Source organism: Mycolicibacterium flavescens (genome assembly GCF_001722335.1).
Lineage (GTDB): Bacteria > Actinomycetota > Actinomycetes > Mycobacteriales > Mycobacteriaceae > Mycobacterium > Mycobacterium flavescens.
Window position 1 is genome coordinate 32,161 of record NZ_MIHA01000026.1, and the last position, 20,183, is coordinate 52,343.

General features: G+C 71.1%; 19 protein-coding genes. 3 read left to right on the forward strand and 16 right to left on the reverse strand.

All coding sequences use genetic code 11. From position 1 onward, the window contains the following. Positions 1-62 precede the first annotated feature (62 nt). Both BHQ18_RS25400 and BHQ18_RS25405 read left to right on the forward strand, forming a co-directional pair. Positions 63-1,289 carry a serine hydrolase domain-containing protein gene (locus BHQ18_RS25400; protein WP_069416426.1) on the forward strand — a complete coding sequence of 409 codons (1,227 nt, stop codon included), beginning with the start codon at positions 63-65 and terminating at the stop codon, positions 1,287-1,289. Next, a complete protein-coding gene (locus BHQ18_RS25405; RefSeq protein ID WP_069416427.1) occupies positions 1,289-2,014 on the forward strand; it encodes a type 1 glutamine amidotransferase in 726 nt (241 codons plus the stop codon). The genes BHQ18_RS25400 and BHQ18_RS25405 overlap by 1 nt, the downstream gene beginning before the upstream one ends. Here BHQ18_RS25405 and BHQ18_RS25410 read toward each other — a convergent pair. Beyond that, positions 1,993-3,339, reverse strand: coding sequence for a TIGR01777 family oxidoreductase (locus BHQ18_RS25410; protein WP_069416428.1), 1,347 nt, complete (start codon positions 3,337-3,339; stop codon positions 1,993-1,995). The two genes, BHQ18_RS25405 and BHQ18_RS25410, sit on opposite strands and share 22 nt — an antisense overlap. A gap of 95 nt (positions 3,340-3,434) precedes the next feature. Here BHQ18_RS25410 and BHQ18_RS25415 point away from each other — a divergent pair, with 95 nt between their 5' ends. Then, entirely contained in the window at positions 3,435-4,109 is a 675-nt protein-coding gene (locus BHQ18_RS25415) for a phosphoribosyltransferase (RefSeq protein ID WP_069416429.1), read from the forward strand. On the opposite strand, the gene BHQ18_RS25420 is transcribed toward BHQ18_RS25415, so the two are convergent. The 15 genes from BHQ18_RS25420 to BHQ18_RS25490 all read right to left on the reverse strand — a co-directional run bounded on the left by BHQ18_RS25420 (position 4,106) and on the right by BHQ18_RS25490 (position 20,139). After that, positions 4,106-4,441, reverse strand: a complete 336-nt coding sequence (locus BHQ18_RS25420; RefSeq protein WP_069416430.1) for a hypothetical protein — start codon at positions 4,439-4,441, stop codon at positions 4,106-4,108. The genes BHQ18_RS25415 and BHQ18_RS25420 overlap by 4 nt on opposite strands. 25 nt (positions 4,442-4,466) lie before the next feature. Further along, the gene (wag31, locus tag BHQ18_RS25425; RefSeq protein WP_069416431.1) at positions 4,467-5,285 is read right to left on the reverse strand and encodes a DivIVA-like cell division protein Wag31; all 819 of its coding nucleotides are present in this window, start codon (positions 5,283-5,285) and stop codon (positions 4,467-4,469) included. A 236-nt stretch (positions 5,286-5,521) separates the two neighbouring features. Continuing rightward, positions 5,522-5,812, reverse strand: a complete 291-nt coding sequence (locus BHQ18_RS25430) for a YggT family protein (RefSeq protein ID WP_069416432.1) — start codon at positions 5,810-5,812, stop codon at positions 5,522-5,524. 123 nt (positions 5,813-5,935) lie between these two features. Next, complete coding sequence (locus BHQ18_RS25435) at positions 5,936-6,580, reverse strand: cell division protein SepF (RefSeq protein WP_069416433.1); 645 nt, start codon at positions 6,578-6,580, stop codon at positions 5,936-5,938. Positions 6,581-6,593: 13 nt separating this feature from the next. Beyond that, positions 6,594-7,400, reverse strand: a complete 807-nt coding sequence (locus tag BHQ18_RS25440; protein WP_084294373.1) for a YggS family pyridoxal phosphate-dependent enzyme — start codon at positions 7,398-7,400, stop codon at positions 6,594-6,596. Continuing rightward, complete coding sequence (gene pgeF, locus BHQ18_RS25445) at positions 7,397-8,110, reverse strand: peptidoglycan editing factor PgeF (RefSeq protein WP_109789411.1); 714 nt, start codon at positions 8,108-8,110, stop codon at positions 7,397-7,399. The genes BHQ18_RS25440 and pgeF overlap by 4 nt, the downstream gene beginning before the upstream one ends. 22 nt (positions 8,111-8,132) lie before the next feature. Next, on the reverse strand, positions 8,133-9,305 hold the full coding sequence (gene ftsZ, locus BHQ18_RS25450) for a cell division protein FtsZ (RefSeq protein WP_069416435.1): 1,173 nt from the start codon (positions 9,303-9,305) through the stop codon (positions 8,133-8,135). A 186-nt stretch (positions 9,306-9,491) separates the two neighbouring features. Beyond that, positions 9,492-10,430: a cell division protein FtsQ/DivIB gene (locus tag BHQ18_RS25455; protein WP_069416436.1), complete on the reverse strand. Its 939-nt coding sequence runs from the start codon at positions 10,428-10,430 to the stop codon at positions 9,492-9,494. Continuing rightward, positions 10,427-11,878, reverse strand: a complete 1,452-nt coding sequence (gene murC, locus BHQ18_RS25460; RefSeq protein ID WP_069416437.1) for a UDP-N-acetylmuramate--L-alanine ligase — start codon at positions 11,876-11,878, stop codon at positions 10,427-10,429. Before murC ends, BHQ18_RS25455 begins: the two co-directional genes overlap by 4 nt. Beyond that, complete coding sequence (murG, locus tag BHQ18_RS25465) at positions 11,875-13,038, reverse strand: undecaprenyldiphospho-muramoylpentapeptide beta-N-acetylglucosaminyltransferase (protein ID WP_069416438.1); 1,164 nt, start codon at positions 13,036-13,038, stop codon at positions 11,875-11,877. The genes murC and murG overlap by 4 nt, the downstream gene beginning before the upstream one ends. Then, a complete protein-coding gene (ftsW, locus tag BHQ18_RS25470; protein ID WP_069416439.1) occupies positions 13,035-14,597 on the reverse strand; it encodes a putative lipid II flippase FtsW in 1,563 nt (520 codons plus the stop codon). The genes murG and ftsW overlap by 4 nt, the downstream gene beginning before the upstream one ends. A 2-nt stretch (positions 14,598-14,599) precedes the next feature. Continuing rightward, complete coding sequence (gene murD, locus BHQ18_RS25475; RefSeq protein ID WP_069416440.1) at positions 14,600-16,063, reverse strand: UDP-N-acetylmuramoyl-L-alanine--D-glutamate ligase; 1,464 nt, start codon at positions 16,061-16,063, stop codon at positions 14,600-14,602. Then, positions 16,056-17,135 carry a phospho-N-acetylmuramoyl-pentapeptide-transferase gene (gene mraY, locus BHQ18_RS25480; RefSeq protein WP_069416441.1) on the reverse strand — a complete coding sequence of 360 codons (1,080 nt, stop codon included), beginning with the start codon at positions 17,133-17,135 and terminating at the stop codon, positions 16,056-16,058. The genes murD and mraY overlap by 8 nt, the downstream gene beginning before the upstream one ends. Beyond that, positions 17,132-18,619: a UDP-N-acetylmuramoyl-tripeptide--D-alanyl-D-alanine ligase gene (locus BHQ18_RS25485; protein WP_069416442.1), complete on the reverse strand. Its 1,488-nt coding sequence runs from the start codon at positions 18,617-18,619 to the stop codon at positions 17,132-17,134. The genes mraY and BHQ18_RS25485 overlap by 4 nt, the downstream gene beginning before the upstream one ends. Then, positions 18,616-20,139: a UDP-N-acetylmuramoyl-L-alanyl-D-glutamate--2,6-diaminopimelate ligase gene (locus tag BHQ18_RS25490; RefSeq protein WP_069416443.1), complete on the reverse strand. Its 1,524-nt coding sequence runs from the start codon at positions 20,137-20,139 to the stop codon at positions 18,616-18,618. Before BHQ18_RS25490 ends, BHQ18_RS25485 begins: the two co-directional genes overlap by 4 nt. Positions 20,140-20,183: the final 44 nt, after the last annotated feature.

Sequence of the window (20,183 nt, forward strand, 5' to 3'; positions counted from 1 at the left end):
TGGGATGCCCGGTTCTGCGGCAATTTACGCACGCGCCTGCCCGCTCTGCCAGGATCCGGGGCATGATCCGACGTGTGTTGGCGGCGCTGTGCGCCGCCGCTGTCCTGGCCGGTTGCGCGCCCCCCGGGGGTCCGGCGGCGACGACGACGGCGGAGCCGGGCAGCGACCGGGCCGACGCGGTGATGCGCATCGTGCGCGACACCATGAGCGAGGCTCATCTGAAGGCCGTGATCGTGCGGGTCACCGTCGACGGCGAGGAGGTCGTGACCCAGGCCGTCGGCGAGTCGATGACTGGTGTGCCCGCGACCACCAACATGCATTTCCGCAACGGCGCGGTCGCCATCTCCTACGTCGCCACACTGCTGCTCAAACTCGTCGACGAGGGCAAGGTGTCCCTCGACGACAAGCTGTCGAAGTGGCTTCCCGAGGTGCCCCACGCCGATCGGGTCACGCTGGGCCAACTGGCACAGATGACGTCGGGCTACGTCGACTACGTCATCGGCAACACCGAGATGAACGATGCGCTGTACGCAAACCCGTTCCGGCGCTGGACCGTTCACGAACTGCTGCGCTATGCCACCTCCCGCCCGCTGCTCTACGAACCGGGTACGAACTGGAACTATTCGCACACCGACTATGTGCTGTTGGGTCTGGCACTGGAGAAGGCGACCGGTGAGCGGATGCCGAAACTACTGGGCGACAAGGTGCTGCGGCCACTCGGGTTGACCAACACCGTGAGCTCACCGACCGCGGAGATCCCCGATCCCGCGCTGCACGCGTTCACCTCCGAACGCCGGGCATTCCTCCAGATCCCCGACGGCACACCGTTCTACGAGGACAGCACCTATTGGGACCCGTCGTGGACGATCACCCACGGCGCTGTCCAGACTTCCACGGTCTACGACCTCGAAGCCACCGCCGCCGGCATCGGGTCCGGTCGGCTGCTCACCCCCGAGTCGTACCGGGCGATGGTCTCCACCGCACTGCGCGGCAAGACCCGCAAACAACCGGGGTGCGCCACCTGCGAGGAGATGACCGACCGCTACACCTACGGTCTGGGCATCGTGATCTCGGGTAACTGGCTGCTGCAGAACCCGATGCTGACCGGCTACGCCGCCGTCGAGGCGTACCTGCCCGCGCAGAAGATCGCGATCGCCGTCGTGGTCACGTTCGAGCCCGACGCGTTCGACGACCGGGGCGATTACCGCAACGAGGCCGACACCCTGTTCCGTCGGATCGCCGCCGAACTCGCCCCTGACGATGCGCCACCGCCGCCTGCGCGGCGATAATGAGCGGCGTGAGGGCGAAGGTTCTGTTCATCTACAACGACCACGTGGCGACCGAGGCGCTGCTGGGTGAGGCGTTCCTCGCGCACGGCTTCGACGTCGACACCTTCGAGGTGGTGCCCGCCGCCCGCGGAACGCACGCGGCGGGCGACGTCGAGTTCCCCGATCCCACCGGCTACGACGTCATCGTGCCGCTGGGCGCGCGCTGGGCGGTCTACGACCCGGCGCTGCTGGACACCTGGGTGACGGCGGAGGCGGCGATGCTGCGCGACGCGGCCGCCGCCGGTGTCGCGTTGCTCGGCGTGTGCTTCGGCGGCCAGCTTCTGGCCCACGCGTTCGGCGGGTCGGTGACCCGCGCACCGGTCCCCGAAATCGGTTGGTATGACGTCGATTCGACCGACCACGAGCTGATCCCGCCCGGACGGTGGTTCCAATGGCACGCCGACCGGTGGACGCTGCCGCCCGGTGCGGTGGAGGTGGCGCGCACCGCCGGCGCGTCGCAGGCGTTCCTGCTGGGCCGCACGCTGGGGCTGCAGTTCCATCCGGAGGTGGACCGTCCGCTGCTGGAGACCTGGCTGGCCGACGACGACGGCGAGCTCGCCGCCTTCGGCATCACCAGCGACGAACTTCGTTCGCAGACAACGACGTTCGTCGACACCGCGAAGGTCCAGCGGCTGGTCGAGGCCTTCGTGACCCGGGTCGCGCGTCAGCCGTGCCCGAGTTCGTGAGCCAACGCGTCCCGCAGCGCGGCGCGCCGGAACCGGTGCCCCAGCGACTCCAGCTTGGCGGGCACCACCCGCTGGTCGGCCTCGGCGAGCTCGCGCACGCCCTGCTCCCCCAGCAGTAGTCGCGGCCCGAACGACGGGACGGGCACCAGGGCAGGCCGGCGCAGCACCCGTGCCAGTGTCGCGGTGTACTCGTCGTTGCGCACCGGTGCGGGTGCGACCGCGTTGACCGGCCCGGTGAGCCGCTCGTCGTAGAGCCCGCGGTGGTACACATCGAGCAGATCGTCCAGACCGATCCACGCGAGCCACTGCCGTCCGCTGCCCAGCCGGCCGCCCAGCCCGGCGCCGAACAGCGGCCGCAGCAGCCGCAGCGTTCCGCCCCGCGCGGACTGCACGACACCCGTGCGCACGGTGACGACCCGCAGCCCGCCGTCGGCCGCGGGCGTCGTCGCCGCCTCCCAGTCGGCCACCACGTCGGCCAGGAACCCGTCGCCACGCACGCTGTCCTCGGTCAGCACCGCGTCGCCGCGGTCGTACCCGTAGACGCCGACCGCCGACGCGCTGACGAAGACCTTCGGCCCGTCGGCGCGGGCGGCGACCTCGGCGAGCCTGCGGGTGGGTTCGATGCGGCTGTCGCGGATCGCGCGTTTGTGCTCGTCGGTGAACCGCCCGGCGATCGACGCGCCCGCCAGGTGGACCACCGCGTCGACACCGGCCAGCAGGTCCGCGGCCGGGCGGTACGGGTCCCACAGGCGCTCGTCGGCCCCGCGCGGCCGGTGGCGCACGAGCCGCACGACCCGGTGCCCGCCCGTGCTCAAGAACGCCGCCAGCGCCGAGCCCACCAGCCCCGAGGCGCCGGTGACCGCGATGACCAGAGGCCGTAGACCGGCGGTGGCGGCGGCGCGGTGCGCGGCCAGGTCCTCGGCGAGTTGGCGGTGCCGGTAGACGAACGTCGACCGCAACGCCGCGGCCGGAACCGGTGTGTCGACCCGGTCGCGCACGCGGGTGCCGCCGCCGACCTCGATGAACCCGTGGGTGTGGGTCCAGCGCCGGACCAGCCGCGGCGGCCATGACGCCGGCCCGGCTGACGACAGCACGTCGACGAAGCGGCGCGGCGGGTCGTAGCCGGCCGGATCGTGCTGGGCGACCCACCGCAGCCCGCCGGGCAGGCCGAGCACGGCACGGCCGTCAGCCAGCGATGCGGTCTCGGCGACCACGGTCATCGGCTGCCACGGCGGCACCAGCCGGCGCATCGCGCCCGGCCGGGTGTGCCAGCCGAACACCTCGTCCAGCGGATGGTCGACGACGCTCTCGAATTCGATCCCCATGTACAGATATTCGTCGCCGCGGCCCCGGTGGATTGCATCCGGGTCGGGTAACCGCAGTCGTAGGCTGAACGTGTCCCGACCTCGGAGGGACCGAGATGAGCGGATGGAGTGGGGTGACCCGTCGCCGCGGGAGGCGGGCATACCGCGACCGGCGTGACGCCGGCGAGATGCTGGCCGCTGAACTGGAGTCGTATCGCGACCGCGACGCGGTGGTGCTGGGCCTGGCGCGCGGCGGTGTGCCGGTCGGCTGGCAGGTGGCCCGCGCGCTGGGCGCCCCGCTGGACGTCTTCCTGGTCCGCAAGCTCGGAGTACCGCAGTGGCAGGAGCTGGCGATGGGTGCGCTGGCCAGCGGCGGCGGCGTGGTGATCAACGACAACCTGGTCCGCAGCCTGGGCATCCGCGACGAGGACATCGAGGCCGCGATCGCCAGGGAGACCGAGGAACTGCACCGCCGGGAGCGGGCCTACCGGGGTGACCGGCCACCGGCCGACATCGAGAACCGGGTCGTCATCCTCGTCGACGACGGGATCGCCACCGGCGCCAGCATGCTGGCCGCGGTGCGCGCGGTACGGGCCCAGAATCCGGCCCGGGTCGTCGTGGCGGTACCGGTCGGGCCGGCGTCGACGTGCAGCGAACTAGCCCGCGAAGCCGACGATGTGGTGTGCGCGTCGACGCCGCCGGGTTTCGAGGCGGTCGGCCAGGTGTTCGAGGACTTCCATCAGGTCACCGACGACGAGGTCCGTGAATTGCTCGCTGCCCCAACGGTTTAGCGGCTGGCGTCCTCGTCGGTTTCGGCCCGCTCGACGACGGTCGTTTCGTCCTGATCGACGTAGGTGTCCGCGGCGGGCTCGGCCGTCGCGGCGGGGTCCTCGTCCGGGTAGTCCTCGTAATACTCGTCGGCCGGGTCCGCCTCGGCGGGTGCGGCGGCCTCGGCGCCGGCCCGGCCCCGGGAGCGCTCCCGCACCGCGTCGACGATGAGCAGCACCACGCCGATCACGCTGGCCGCGATGCAGACCCAGGCGATCAGCTCATTGCTGGTGACAACCGCGGTCACCAGCGCCGCGAGGCCGATGACTGCAAGGACGAGCGCGACGATCAGCATTGATCAACTCTCGGTCGGCGTGAATTCAGTTGTTTCCGCGGTTGAACTGATTGAACCCGCCGCCGTCGTTGCCGGCGCTGGAGTCCACCGGCGCGGCCGAACCGCGCTGGCCGAGTTCCTCCAGCTGGGATTCCAGGTAGGTCTTCAGACGCGTGCGGTACTCGCGCTCGAACGTGCGCAGCTGTTCGAGGCGACCCTCGAGCACCGTGCGCTGCTGGTTGATGGTCCCCATGATCTCGGAGTGCTTACGTTCCGCGTCGGCCTGCAGGGCATCGGCCTTCTCCTGGGCCTGCCGCAGCTGGGCCTCCGAGCGGGTCTGGGCATCGGCGAGCATCGCGTCGGCGCGCTGCCGGGCCTCGGTGACGGTGGTCTCCGCGGTCTGGCGGGCCTCGCTGACCAACGCGTCGGCCTGGGCGCGCGCGTCGGCGAGCAGCTTGTCGGCCTCGGCTTTGGCGGTTCCGGTCAACCGGTCGGCGGTGTCCTGCGCCAGGCTCAGCACCTTGGCCGCCTTGAGCGCCTGGTCCTCGTTGGCCTGCGCGGACGGCGCCTCGTAGGCCGGCTGCGGCGTGGGCTGCGGCGTCGGCTCGGGAGCAGGCGGCTCGTACTGCGGGATCGTCTGAGTCGGCTGGGCGCCGGAGCTCGCACCGCCGGCGCGGGCGCCGGCCAGCTCCTGCTCGAGTTCGCCGACCCGCTGCCGCAGATCGGTGTTCTCCTCGATGAGGCGGGTCAGCTCGTTCTCCACCAGATCGAGAAACGCATCGACTTCGTCCTCGTTGTATCCGCGTTTGCCGATGGGCGGCTTACTGAACGCGACGTTATGGACGTCGGCGGGTGTAAGCGGCATTGTCGCCCCCTTGAAGTCTGGACCGTCAACCGATCTCAAAGTGTAAAGGCAGGGTGGAACGTAACTGGCGTCCATCCTGTCACACCAGCCGCGGCCGTAGCAGAAGAGGTTGAAATTAAGACCGAATTTCAAACAAGGGCGCACCGCCGCGCACCATTGGCGCCCTCATTCCAGGCCCCGCCTGGCTCGGGCAAACGGCGCTAATGCGCCGTCGCCGCGAACGGATCGCCGCGGTCTCAGGCGGCCGCGCTGAACGCCAGCTGCATACCGATGAACGCGACGAGCAACAGCACCATGATCGACAGGTCGAAGCGCACCGCACCGATCGTGAGCTGCGGAATGATCCGACGCAGCAGCTTCACCGGCGGATCGGTCAACGTCATGATCACCTCGAGGACCACCACCGTCACGCCTCTCGGGTGCCAGTCCCGGGAGAACGAGCGGATGAACTCGACAACGACGCGCGCGATCAGCAGAAGCCAGAACACGAACAGGGCGAAGCCCAGAATCTCGAAGAAGAGCGACAACGACAGCCGTCCTCACTGCGGGTGAAGGGTGTGACATTGGATACAGGGGTCAGCGCCCGAGCCGCACAGCTCGAGCGCGACGCCAGCCTACCCGCCCCCGGCGAGACCTACTGGTGGGCAGACCTACTGGTAGGAGTAGAAGCCGGCTTCGGCGATGCGCTTGCGTTCCTCGGCGGTGACGTCGACGTCGGCCGGCGACAGCAAGAACACCTTGGTCGCGACCTTGTCGAACGAGCCGCGCAGGGCGAAGGCCAGGCCGGCGGCGAAGTCGACCAACCGCTTGGCGTCAGCGTTGTCCATCGAGACCAGGTCCATGATCACCGGGGTGCCGTCGCGGAAGCGCTCACCGATGGTGCGGGCTTCGCTGTAGTCCTTGGGCCGCAGCGTGGTGATCTTCGACAGCGGGCTGCCCGCCTCGAACAGCTCGGCCATCCGGCGCGGGTCCATCGCCAGCGCGCCGCGGGTCGCACCGCGCATCGCACCGAATCGTGGTGCGGGCCTTTCGAACTCGCGCGGCACCCGCATGCGCGGCTCGAACCGGTCGTCGGCGTAGCCGCCTCGGTAGCCGGCCGGCGGTTCGTCGTAATCGCGGTCGTCGAACCGCGACGGCGGTGCGCCGCGGTCGAGGTACCCGTCGTCGTCGAGTTCGCGACCACGACGCGAGTACCCACGTGAGGCGCCGCGGTCGTCGTCCTCGTAGTACTCGTCGTCGTAGTCATCCATCGGGGCCATACCGAAGTAGGCCTTGACCTTGTGAAGTGTGCTCATCGCTCGACCCTTCTCATGCCCTGGACTCTGGTGTCTGTGATGAAGATGTGACTGGAGTGACTACTTCTGGTGACGGTAGAGGACGTTGCCCCAATAACGCGGTACCGACACGCACACACGTCGAGCCGTGTCTGACCGCGATTTCAAGATCGCTGGACATGCCCGCCGACAGCTCCAGCCGCTGGTCGTAGTCGCGCTGGACCCGTTCGTGCTCGGCCTGCAACCGGGCGAACGCCGCCTCGGCGTCGACGCCCAGCGGCGGAATGGCCATCAGCCCGGCCAGCCGCAGACCCGCGGCGGCGTGCGCCGCCGCGCACAGCTCGTCGACCGCAGCCCCGTCGTCGATGTCGACCCCGCCGCGCTTCTCGTCGGCGTCGAGGCTCAGCTGGATGTAGACGCGCAGCGGCTCGTCGCGTCGTCCCTCGTCGAGGGCCTCGGCGGCCGCGCGGTCCAGCGCCGCGAGCAGCTTGGCGCTGTCGACCGAGTGCGCGGCGTACGCCCAGCCCGCGACCGCCCGGGCCTTGTTGCGCTGAATGCGGCCGATCATGTGCCAGCGAATGGGCGCAATATCGGTCAATTCGGCGATTTCGCGGACTTTATTCGACGCCTCCTGCTCGCGCGATTCACCAAATGCCGGGCACCCCAGACGGCGCAGGATAATGACATCGGAGGCCGGAAAGAATTTCGTCACGGGCAGCAATTCGATTTCGTCGATATCGCGGCCGGCGGCGTCGGCGGCCGCGGCCAGGCGCGCGCGCACGGTCGCCAACGCGTCGGCGAGTTCGCGTTCTCGTGGGTCCGGTGGCGGCACGGCGGTCACTCCATCCACACCAGCGACGCGAGTCGACCGGTCGGCGCACCGCGGCGGTGACTGAACAGGTTGGGGTCGGCGACCGTGCAGCGCGGGTCGACGTCGATCGCGGTGATGCCCAAACCCGTTAACTGACGGGAAATTCCGGCCCGCAGATCCAGACCCGGGGTCCCCTTGGCCGTCGTCGTGCGGCTTCCCGGCAGCGCCGCCTCCACCTCGGCGGCCATCGTCTCGGGCACCTCGTAGTTGCGCCCGCTGACCGCCGGCCCGAGCAGCACGGAGATGTCCTCGGCGTGCGCGCCGACCGACAGCATCGCCTCGACGGTGTGCACGACCACGCCGTTCTGCGCGCCGACCCGTCCGGCGTGCGCCACCCCCACCACGCCGGCGCGCGCATCGGCCAACAAAACCGGAACGCAATCCGCGGTAACCACCGCTAAAGCCAAACGTTGCCGAGTAGTCACCAAAGCATCGGTTTCGGCGATCGGGTCCGCACCGGTTTTCCAGTCGTCGACAATAACGACGCGGCTGCTGTGCACCTGATTCATCCAGACGATGCCCCCGGCACCCAGGCCGATCGCCTCGCCGAGGCGCCTGCGGTTGGCGGCCACCGCCTGCGGGTCATCGCCGACGTGGTCGCCGAGGTTGAAGGTGTCGAACGGCGACGCGGAGACGCCGCCGGCCCGCGTGGTGGTCACGCGCCGTATGCGAACCGTCACGGTCGCCAGTATCGCGACTCGATCAGTGACGCATGAACGGCGGCACGTCGACGTCGTCGTCGGAGATCCCGCCGTCGTCGCGGCCGTCACCGCCGATGCTGACCGTCGCGCCGTTGGTGTGCACCGGGACGCTGGCCGGGTCGGCGCTGTCGAACAGCGACGTGGCGACCTTGCCCGCCCGCCCCGGCGCGATGCCCTGGCCCTGCCCCTGCCCTTCGGCCGCCCCGACGACCGGCTTGCGGCTCGGCCCGGCGGAGTCGAAACCGGCGGCGATCACGGTGACGCGGACCTCGTCGCCGAGGGAGTCGTCGATCACGGTGCCGAAGATGATGTTGGCGTCCGGATGCGCAGCGTCTTGCACCAGCGAGGCGGCCTCGTTGATCTCGAACAGGCCCAGGTCGCTGCCACCGGCCACCGACAGCAGCACGCCCTGCGCGCCTTCCATCGACGCCTCGAGCAGCGGTGAGTTGATCGCGATCTCGGCCGCCTTGAGCGCCCGGCCGTCCCCGCGCGCCGAGCCGATGCCCATCAGCGCGGTGCCCGCGCCGCTCATCACGCCCTTGACGTCGGCGAAGTCGACGTTGATCAGGCCGGGGGTGGTGATCAGATCGGTGATCCCCTGCACGCCGTTGAGCAGCACCTCGTCGGCGCTGCGGAACGCGTCCATCAGCGAGACCGCGGCGTCACCCATCTGCAGCAGCCGGTCGTTGGGGATCACGATGAGCGTGTCGCAGCTCTCGCGCAGCGCCTGGATGCCGTTCTCGGCCTGGTTGCTGCGCCGCTTGCCCTCGAAGGAGAACGGCCGCGTCACCACGCCCACGGTCAGCGCGCCGAGCTTACGTGCGATCGAGGCCACCACCGGTGCACCACCGGTGCCGGTGCCGCCGCCTTCGCCGGCGGTGACGAACACCATGTCGGCGCCGCGCAGCAGCTCCTCGATGTCGTCCTTGGCGTCTTCGGCGGCTTTGCGCCCGACTTCGGGGTCCGCCCCGGCGCCGAGGCCGCGGGTGGAGTCGCGTCCGACGTCGAGTTTGACGTCGGCGTCGCTCATCAACAACGCCTGCGCGTCGGTGTTGATGGCGATGAACTCCACGCCCTTGAGGCCTTGCTCGATCATCCGGTTGACGGCGTTGACGCCGCCACCTCCGATGCCGACCACCTTGATGACGGCGAGGTAGTTGTGTGGGGGGGTCATCGCGATCCCTTCCTCCCAAGTTGTCCGACGACACGCCGAGCCTTTGGCAAACCCTAAACCTCAACCAGAGGGTTATAGTTATGTCAAGTTGTTCCGCGCAACTCGAACGGTAGGGCGAGGTCGCGGGCTAGCCATGCAGGCGCGCCGACACGCACGCCAGTTTTTTCGCGCAACGTCGGGCTCGCGCTACTTCACTGTCGGCAGGTCCGGGCTGGACACGTCGTAGGTCCGCCCCGGCTGCGTCAGCAGCGCCCCGAGTTTGATGGCCTTCTCCTCGGTGCGGTCGGTGGTCCCCCACACCACCTGCCTGCCGTCGACGAGTTGCAGGGTGATCGCCGCGACCGAGGGCGCCGCGATCCGCGCCACCTGCGCGGCGACCTCGGGCCGTAGCGAGGTCATCACCTGCAGCGCGGCCTTGGTCGGCGGATCGTTGGGGCCCGGGTTGTCGGTGTCCAGGTACGGCACGCCCGGCGGCGGCACCCCGACCGCGAAGTCGACGCCGTCCCGGTCGAACAGGTGGGGGCCGTCCGGATAGTCCTTGACCACCACCGGGATCCGTTCGACGACCGTGATCCGCAGCGTGGAGGGGTACTGCCGCTGCACCCGCGCGCTGGCGACGCGCCGGATGGTCGCCACCCGTTCGGCGACGGTGTCGGTGTCGACCTGCAGCAGCGGGGTGCCCGCGGCGACGGCCGCCGCGGCGACGATCTCCTCCTGCGGCACGGCCTCGGTGCCGACGACAACCGTGTCGCGCACCGACATGACCGGGGTGAAGTACAGCAGCAGCCCGATCCCGACGACCAGCACGCTGATCAGCGCCGTCCACATCAGCACCTTCAGCCCCCGCACCGCGCCGCGGTTGACCTTCGCCGAGTCACCGGCCGACTTGCCCAGCACCTTGCGCTTGGCCTCGCGGCGGGCCTGCTCGATCGCCATCGCGCGGGCCTGCGCCGCGCGACGTTCCTCACGTTCCCGGCGGGCGCGACGCCGGGGCCCCTCGAAATCGGCTGGCGCTTCCGGCGTTTCAGGTGCTTCCGGCGTTTCGGACGCTTCCGCGGCGGACCCGGCGTCGACGGCCGGATCCTGGTCCGGGACGGCCTCGTCGTTGTCGGTCGGTTCGCTCATCGCGCCCCCGGCCGGCCCGGTGCGCCGCGGTTGGCCCGGTCCCGCAGGGCGTCGAGGATCTCGCCGCCGAGCATGGTCACGTCACCGGCACCCATGGTCACGACGACGTCGCCGGCGTCGGCGACCGCGGCCACCTGCGCGGCGACGGCCGAGAAGTCCGGAATGTAGGTCACCGGCTTGGTGACGTGTTCGACGACGCTGGCGCCGCTGATGCCGGGGATCGGCTGTTCGCGCGCGGCATAGACGTCGAGGACGAACACCACATCCGCCGCGGACAGCGCGACACCGAACTCCTTGGCGAAAGTCTCTGTGCGCGAGTACAAGTGCGGCTGGAACACGACGATCGCCCGGCCCCCGGACTCGCCGGCCAACGTGCGCACCGCACTCAACGCGGCGGCCACCTTCGTCGGGTGGTGCGCATAGTCGTCGAAAACCCGCACGCCGAGCGCGGTGCCGACCAGTTCGAAACGGCGCCGCACCCCTTCGAAGGAGGCCAGTGCGTCGAGCACCGCGTCCACCGGTGCGCCGACCTCGACCGCGGCCAGCAGCGCCGCCAGCGCATTGAGCGCCATGTGCCGTCCGGGCACGGCCAGCCGCATGGTGCGCGGTTGCGCCTCCCCGGCCAGCTGCACCGTGGCCACCGCCTCGGTACCGTGCTGCTCCCAGTCGAGCAGCGCCCCGGCCAGGTCGTCGCCGGCGCTGCCGTACCGCAGCACCCGGATGCCCAGTGCGGCGGTGCGGTCGGCCAGTGCCGCGGCGCCCGGGTCGTCGACGCAGGCCACCAGCGTCCCGCCGGGGCGCAGGCGTTCGATGAACGCGTCGAACACGTCGACGTAGGCCTGCACGCTGCCGAAGAAATCCAGGTGGTCGGCCTCGATGTTGGTCACCACCGCGATGTCGGGGGTGTATTCGAGCAGCGAGCCGTCACTCTCGTCGGCCTCGGCCACGAAGTACCGGCCGCTGCCGTGGTGGGCGTTGGTGCCCGCCGCGCCGAGCTCACCGCCGACGGCGAACGACGGGTCGAATCCGCTGTGCTGCAACGCCACGATCAGCATCGACGTCGTGGTGGTCTTTCCTGCGGTGCCGGTCACCATCAGCGTGGTGTCTCCGGTCATCAGCTTGGCCAGCACGACGGGCCGCAGGATCACCGGGATTCCGCGGCGGCGCGCCTCGACCAGTTCGGGGTTGGTCTTGGGGATCGCGGCATACGTCGTCACCACCGCGCTCGGTCCGCCCGGCAGCAGGTCCAGCGACGCGGGATCGTGACCGATCCGGATCGCCGCGCCGCGGGCCCGCAGCGCGGCCACCGCGCGCGACTCCTTGGCGTCCGACCCCGAGACCAGCCCGCCGCGGTCGACCAGGATGCGCGCGATCCCGGACATCCCCGCGCCGCCGATACCGACCATGTGCACCCGCCGCAGCTCCTCCGGCAGCGAATTCTCGGTCACGGCAACCGCTTTCGACCACTCGCCTGGGCGACCTCCAGCGCGATCTCGGCCACCCGCTGAGCGGCGTCGCGGTGTCCGGCCATGGCCGCGGCCGCCGTCATCGCCTGCAACCGGTCGCTGTCGCTGAGCAGGTTCACCACGGTCTCGGCGACGAACACCGGCGACAGGTCGGCGTCGTCGACCAGGACTCCCCCGCCCGCGTTGACCACCGGCTGTGCGTTGAGGCGCTGTTCACCGTTGCCGATCGGCAGCGGCACGTACACCGCGGGCAGGCCGATCGCGGTCAGCTCGGCGACCGTCATCGCCCCGGACCGGCAGATCGCGAGATCGGCTGCGGCGTAGGCGAGGTCCATCCGGTTCAGGTACGGCACCGCCACGTACGGCGGATCGCCGTCGGCGGCGGCGGGCAGGTCCAGCGTGTTCTTCGGGCCGTGCGCGTGCAGCACCGAGATACCGGCGGCGGCAAGGTCTTCGGCGGCTGCGGACACCGCGCGGTTGAGCGACTGCGCGCCCTGCGAGCCACCGAACACCAGCAGCACCCGGGCGTCCGGCGCGAATCCGAAATGCTCGCGGGCCTGCGCGCGCAGCGCCGCGCGGTCCAACGACGTGATCGCCGACCGCACCGGCACACCGACGACCTCGACCGGGCCGAGGCCGGGGTCGGCCACCGCCGAGAGCACCCGCTGCGCCGAGCGCGCACCGAGCCGGTTGGCCCAGCCCGCGCTGGCGTTCGCCTCGTGCACCACCACCGGCACCCGCCTGCCGCGCCGGATGCTGCGCGACGCCAGGTAGGCCGGCACCGCGACGTAACCGCCGAAACCGATGATCACGTCGGCGTCGACATCGTCGAGTACCGCGCGGGTCTGACGGACGGCGCGCCGCACCCGCACGGGCAGCCGCACCAGGTCACCGGTCAGCTTGCGCGGCAGTGGCACGGGCGTGATCAGTTCGAGGTGGTATCCGCGTTCGGGGACCAGCCGGGTCTCCAGACCGCGCTCGGTGCCCAGCGCGGTGATGCGGACCTGCGGGTCGAGCGCGGTGAGCGCATCGGCCACCGCCATCGCCGGTTCCACGTGCCCTGCCGTGCCACCGCCCGCGAGAAGGACAGATATCCCCCGGTCACCTCGGCTCCGGAGGCCGGATCTCCCGCGGTCGTTCACCCGTAACGCTGACCTTCCAATGTTCGCCGCCTGCTTGCGTCCGTACGGCCGCCTCCATGATGCCTTGAGGCCCGCACCGGCTTACCGGCCGTCTGGGGTTTGCGGCGGTCGCCCGACGGTTGCCGACGCGCGGGCTTGGTCTGTTTCTTGGCCTGTTTCTGGGCCGTGGGGCTCGCCGCGGCCGTGCGCGAACGTTTCTTGGGTTCGGCGCGTTTCTTGGCGTCGCGGGTCCGCAGCCGGTCGCGCACCGCCTCGGTGCGCGTCGGCACATACGGCGCAGGCAGCGGCAGCCGCAGCAGCTTGTTGACCCGGTCACCCTGCCCGGCCCGCAGCGCGGCCACCGCCTCGGGTTCGTGTCGGGCCGCGTTGGCCATGATGCCGATGATCAAGAGCGTTGTCGCCGTTGATGTTCCACCCGCCGAGATCAACGGCAGCTGCAGGCCGGTGACCGGCAGGAGGCCGACGACGTAGCCGACGTTGATGAAGACCTGGCCCATGATCCACAGCGTGGTGGTCGCGGTCAGCAGCCGCAGGAACGGATCGGCCGAGCGGCGCGCGATCCGCATCCCGGTGTAGGCGAACAGCCCGAACAGGCACAGCAGGCCGGCCGCGCCGATGAAGCCCAGTTCCTCGCCGATGATCGCGAAGATGAAGTCGTTGTGGGCGTTGGGCAGGTAGTTCCATTTGGCCGCGCCCTGGCCGAGGCCGTCGCCGAACACACCGCCGTTGGCCAGCGCGAAGCGCGCCTGGCGGGCCTGGTACCCCGAGCCCTGGGCGTCGGCGGCCGGGTTCAGCCAGGACTGCACGCGCGCCGACCGGTAGCCCTCGACCATCGCCAGCACCGCGGCCGACACCACGACCATGAACAGCGACGACACGAACACCCGAAGCGGCAGGCCCGCGTACCACAGCAGGCCCAGCAGGATGATGCCCATCGACACGGTCTGACCCAGGTCGGGCTGGGCGACGATGAGTGCCAGCGCGATGAACGCCGCGGGCACCAGCGGGATCAGCATCTCGCGCAGCGACGCGCGTTCCATGCGGCGGGCGGCCAGCAGGTGCGCACCCCAGATCGCGAACGCGATCTTGGCCAGTTCCGACGGCTGCATGGAGAATCCGGCGACGACGAACCAGCCGCGAGACCCGTTGGCCTCGGTGCCGATTCCGGGGATCAGCACCAACACCAGAAGCACGATGGTGAGCGCGAAGCCGGAGAACGCCAGATTGCGCATCAGCTGTACGGGCACGCGCATCGCGACGTAGAACCCGAACAGTCCGATCACCGTCCAGAGCACCTGCTTGGCGAACACCGACCAGGGCGAGCCGTCCTGGTCGTAGGAGTAGACCCCGGATGCCGAGAGCACCATCGTCAGGCCGAGCGTGGTGAGCAGGGCGACCACGGCGATGATGAGGTGGAACGAGGTCATCGGCCGGCCCAGCCAGGCGCCGAACCGGGTGCGTGGGCCGCGGGTTTCGGTGGCCGCCGGGTCGGCACCGGCCGGCGGTTCGGTGTCGGCACCCGATCTGCGCAGCCGCAGCCGGGTCAGGATGGCGCTCACCGCTACCGGCTCAGCGTGCGCACGGCATCGGCGAACGCGTCCCCGCGGTGGCTGTACCCGCTGAACTGGTCGAACGACGCGCCCGCCGGGGCCAGCAAAACCGTGTCTCCGGGGCCGGCGAGGTCGCGGGCGGCGGCCACGGCCGCGCGCATGATGGCGTCCCCGGATGCCTCGTCGTCCACTTTGATCACACGAGTAACAGAACCAACTTGCGCCTCAGTTGTCCCTTGCACCCCAAAATCCTCCCCCGTCACAACCTCGATGACGGGGACATCCGGGGCGTGTCGCGATAACGCCTCGGCGATCAGCGCGCGGTCCCGCCCGATCAGCACCGCTGCGACCAGCCGGTTTGCCTGCGCCGCGACCAGTTCGTCGACCGAGGCGCCCTTGAGCATGCCGCCGGCCAGCCACACCACCCGCGGATACGCGGCGATCGACGACTGCGCGGCGTGCGGGTTCGTCGCCTTGGAGTCGTCGACGTAGGTGACCGCGTCGACGACACCGACCACCTCGGCGCGGTGCCTGCCGACCCGAAAGTCCGCCAGCGCGTCGGCGATCGCCGACGGGGCGACGTCGACCGCGCGGGCCAGCGCGGCCGCGGCCAGGGCGTCGAGGATGCCGACCGGCCCGGCTACCGGGATTGTCGCGGTGTCGGCCAGCGTGACGCGGTCGCCGAACGCGCGGTCGACGAGCGCGCCGTCGACCACCCCGAGTTCGCCCGCGGCGGGCGCGCCGAGCCGGAACCCCACGCGGGTGCCGGCCGCGGCGGTGTCGAGCAGCCCGGCGGCCACCGGGTCGTCGAGGCCGACGACCGCGACCCGCCCGTCGAGCACCCGGGCCTTGTCCCGGGCGTAGGCGGCCATCGAACCGTGCCAGTCGAGGTGGTCCTCGGCGACGTTGAGCACCACCCCGGCGTCGGGCCGCAGCGACGGCGCCCAGTGCAGCTGGAAGCTCGACAGCTCCAAGGCCAGCAGTTCCGACGGTTCGGGCAGCACGTCGAGGACCGGGTTGCCGATGTTGCCGCACAGCACCGCCCGCCGCCCGGCCGCGACCAGCATCGCGTGCAGCATCGACGTCGTCGTGGTCTTACCGTTGGTTCCGGTGACGACCAGCCAGCGCCGCGGCGGGCCGAACCAGCCGGCCGCGTCGAGTCGCCACGCCAGCTCCACATCGCCCCAGATCGGCACCCCGGCGGCGGCCGCGGCGGCCAGCACCGGGGTGGTCGGCGCGAAACCGGGGCTGGTGACGACGAGCGCGTAGTCACCGATGGTGGCCTGCGCCTCGGCTGTGGTGACGACGGTGGCGGGGGTGATCAGCCGCTGCAGCGCCAGCGGATCGTCGTCGCAGATGGTCAACCGCACACCGGTCGGTTCGAGGACCGCGCTGACCGACCGGCCGGTGAGCCCGGCCCCGGTCACCAGCACCCGCGCGCCGGGCCGAAGCGGCGCCACCTCCACGTCAGGCACCGACCGCGGTCAGCCATTCGCTGTAGAACAGCGCGACGCCCAGCCCGCAGGCGATCGCGGTGAGCAGCCAGAACCGGATGATCACCGTGGTCTCGGCCCAGCCCACCAACTCGAAGTGGTGGTGGAACGGCGCCATCCGGAACACCCGCCGCCCGGTGGTGCGGAACGCCAGGATCTGCACGACCACCGAGACCACCTCGGCGACGAACAGCGCGCCGAGCACCACGGCGAGCATCTCGGTGCGGCTGGCCACCGACAACCCGGCGATGATCCCGCCCAGCGCCAGCGAGCCGGTGTCACCCATGAAGATCTTGGCCGGGGCGGCGTTCCACCACAGGAACCCGATACACGCGCCGGCCGTCGCGGCCGCGATGATCGCCAGGTCCAGCGGATCGCGCACGTTGTAGCAGCCCAGCCCGGGGTCGGTGGCGCACGCGTTGCGGAACTGCCAGAACGTGATCAGCACGTACGCCGCGCAGACCATCGCCATCGCGCCCGCGGCCAGCCCGTCGAGGCCGTCGGTGAAGTTCACCGCGTTCGACCACGCGCTCACCACGACGATGCAGAACAGCACGAACAGCGCCGGCGGCAGCGTCACGGTCGCGATCTCGCGCACATACGACAGTTCGGGGCTGCCCGGGGTCAGCCCGTCGGCGTTGCGGAACTGCAGGGCCAGCACCGCGAAGATCACCGCGGCGGCCAGGATGCCGACGGTCTTGGCGGTCTTGTTGAGTCCGAGGTTGCGCGCGCGGCGCAGTTTGATCAGGTCGTCGACGAAGCCGACGAGACCGAGCGCGGTGGCCAGGAACAGCACCAGAAGGCCCGACGCCGACGGGCCGCGGCCGTCGATCACCACGCCGACCAGATGCGTGCCCAGGTAGCTGGCCCAGATGCCGGCGACGATCGCGACGCCGCCCATCGACGGGGTGCCGCGCTTCTTGTGGTGGCTCGGCGGCCCGTCCTCGCGGATCTCGTGGCCGAAGCCCTGCCGGGTGAACAGCCTGATCAGCATCGGGGTGAGCAGGATGGACACCGTCAGCGCGATGCCGACGGCGATGAGGATCTGTCTCATGCGGGCGGCCGATGGTCGTCGACCAGCGCCTCGGCCAGTGCACCCAGCCCGGCGGCGTTGGAGGCCTTCACCAGTACCACGTCGCCGGGCTGCAGTTCGGACCGCAACAGGTCCAGCGCGGCGTCGGCGTCGTCGACCATGGTGGCCTCGGCGCCCCATGATCCTTCCATCACGGCGCCGTGGTGCATGGCGCTCATAGTCCTCCCGGTTCCGACGACGACCAGTCGAGAGACATCTAAGCGCACGGCCAGTCGGCCGATGCTGTCATGTTCGGATATCGCGTCGTCGCCGAGTTCGGCCATCTCGCCGAGCACGGCCCAGCTCCGCCGTCTTCCCCCGCCTTCACGGGCCATCCAGGCCAGCGCCTTGAGCCCGGCGCGCATCGAGTCGGGGTTGGCGTTGTAGGCGTCGTTGATCACCGTGACGCCGTCGTCGCGGGTGCTGACCGCCATGCGGTGCCGCGACACCGGTCCGGCGGCGGCCAGCGCCGTCGACACCTGGTGCACCGAGGCACCGCACTCGAGCGCGACGGCCGCCGCGCACAGCGCGTTGGACACCTGGTGGTCGCCGTGCACGGCGAGCGCGACGTCGGCCTGTCCGGCGCCGGCGTGCAGGGTGAACCGCGGCCGGGCCAGCGCGTCGAGCGTCACCGCATCGGCCCACACGTCGGCGCGCTCGCTTCGCGACACCCGCACCACCCGCGCCGCGGTGAGCTCGGCCATCGCGGCCACCGCGCTGTCGTCGACGTTGAGTACCACCGCGCCGGTCTCCGGAACTGCCTGCGGCAGTTCACCTTTCGTTGCCGCGATGGCCTCGCGCGAGCCGAACTCGCCGAGGTGCGCGGTGCCCACGTTCAGCACGACGGCGATCGACGGCGGCGCGATCGCGGCCAGCGCGGCGATGTTGCCGCGGTGCCGCGCCGACATCTCCAGCACCAGGTAGTCCGTCGAGCGCGTCGCGCGCAGCACCGTCCACGGGTGGCCGAGTTCGTTGTTGAACGACCCCGGCGGCGCCACCACCTCGCCGAGCGGGGCGAGCACCGCGGCGACCAGGTCCTTGGTCGAGGTCTTACCGGACGACCCGGTGATCCCGATGATCGTCAGTCCGTCGGCGACCAGTTCGGCGGCCACCGCGGCGGCCAGCTTCGCCAGCGCGGCCAGCACCGCGGCCCCGGACCCGTCGGTGTCGTGTTCGAGCACCCCGGCGCCGCTTCGCGTGGGGGTCGGTTCGACGACGACGGCCGGCACGCCGACCGGCCGCGCCGCCAGCACGGCCGCGGCGCCGGCCTGCACGGCGGCCGCGGCGAAGTCGTGCCCGTCGGAGCGGGCGCCGGGCAGCGCGAGGAACAGCCCGCCCGGGGTGACCGCGCGCGAGTCGAACTCGACGGTGCCGGTGATGCGCGTGTTCTCGGCCTGCTCGGCGCTGATGTCGACGAGACGGCCGCCGACGATCTCGGCGATCTGGGCGAGCGTGAAGTCGATCATGCGCGGTGTCCTGCCGCCTCGAGGGCACAACCCAGTTCCGTCCGGTCGTCGAACGGCCGGGTCTGCCCGCGTGCCGTCTGCCCGGCCTCATGGCCCTTGCCAGCGACCAGCACGACGTCACCGGCGCGGGCCCAGGTGACCGCGTGTTCGATCGCGGCGCGGCGGTCCCCGATCTCGACGGTCTCCCCCGGCCCGTCGGCCGCACCCGCGACGATCGCGGCCCGGATCGCGCCCGGATCCTCGTCGCGCGGGTTGTCGTCGGTGACCACGACCAGGTCGGCCAGTTCGGCGGCGACGCGGCCCATCGGTGCGCGCTTACCGGGATCCCGGTTGCCGCCCGCACCGAGCACCACCGCGATCCGGCCGTCGGTCTGGGCCCGCAGCGTCTCCAGCACCGCCTGCAGCGCGCCGGGTTTGTGCGCGTAGTCGACCAGCGCCAGAAACGGCTGCCCGCGCTCGACGGCCTCGAGCCGGCCGGGCACCGTCGCGGTGCGCAGCCCCGGCGCCGCCTGTTCCGGAGACACCCCGACCGCGTCCAGCACCGCGGCCGCCAGCAGGCAGTTGGCCACGTTGTAGCGGCCCGGCAGACCGATCCGCAGCCCGTGGTGCACACCGGCCCGGTCGACGACCGTGAACTCCTGGGCGCCGCGCTCGACGGCGCGGACCTCGTCGACGCGCCAGTCGGCGTCGCGGCCCGTCGCGCTCACCGTCACCGGGGCCTCGGCCAGCCGCGCCATCTCGCGCCCGGCGTCGTCATCCACGCACACCACCGAAAGCTCGGCGCGCGTGGATGATTCGGGCCGGAACAGCCTCGCCTTGGCCTCGAAGTAGTCGCGCATCGTGGGATGGAAGTCCAGGTGGTCGCGGGACAGGTTGGTGAAACCGCCGACCGCGAACCGCACCCCGTCGACGCGGCCGAGGGACAGCGCGTGGCTGGACACCTCCATCACCACGGTGTCGACGCCCTGCTCGGCCATCGCGGCCAGCAGCGCCTGCAGGTCGGGGGCTTCGGGCGTGGTGAGCGCGCTGGTGTGGTCGCGTCCGTCGATGCGGATGCCGACGGTGCCGATCAGCCCGGCCACCCGGCCGGCCGCGCGCAGTCCCGCCTCGATGAGGTAGGTGGTGGTGGTCTTGCCCGAGGTGCCGGTCACCCCGATGACCCGCAACCGCTCGGAGGGGCGGCCGTACACGGTGGCCGCCACCTCCCCGAGGACCGTCCGCGGCGCCGGATGCACGAGCACCGGCACCGGAGCGTCGGCGCCGATGCGGGCCGACCCGTCCGGATCGGTGAGCACCGCGACCGCGCCGCGTTCCACCGCGGCGCGGGCGAACTCGGCGCCGTGGGCCGACGAACCCGGCAGCGCCGCGAACAGGTCGCCGGACCGCACATCCCGGTCCCGCAGCGTCACCCCGGTCACCCGGAGGTCAGGCGGTGCGACCCCACCGCCGGGCACCGCGCCGACCTGCTCGGCCAGCGCGGAAAGCGCGCTGCCGGCGGGATCTCGGGGTCGGCTGTTCATGGCGTTGACACAGTACCGGCCGGTGGGTCGCCGGCCGCTGGGCT